This is a genomic window from Aeromonas sp. PrichA-15 (genome assembly GCF_017939245.1).
Lineage (GTDB): Bacteria > Pseudomonadota > Gammaproteobacteria > Enterobacterales > Aeromonadaceae > Aeromonas > Aeromonas caviae.
On sequence record NZ_JAGKRH010000386.1, the window covers coordinates 1 to 293 of the forward strand.

The window sequence follows — 293 nt, forward strand, 5'->3', positions numbered from 1 at the left end:
TCGGCGCAGTACAGTGCGGCATCGCCGACCAGATAACGGCACTCCTGCGCGGCCTTGAGACTGCTCAAATGGCGACGAACGGTCTGGGCAAAGGCTTTGGTGTCATTACTATTGCCGCTCAGGGCCTGCATATAGACAGGTAGGCCGGCCTGATTTTCACAGATGAGCTCAAGGATCACTTGATTCAGCTCTGGCCGGTGATCACGACTATAACCACGCACCAGTTGCAGCTTACCGACCAGATCCCCATCGGCACAGTCATAGGCGCCATCGACGTGGAAGCTGGTAATATC

At 56.0% G+C, this 293-nt stretch carries 1 protein-coding gene; it reads right to left on the bottom strand.

From position 1 onward, the window contains the following. The coding region (locus J9889_RS23775) for an IS1634 family transposase (protein WP_210539139.1) at window positions 1-293 on the bottom strand (293 nt) is incomplete at both ends.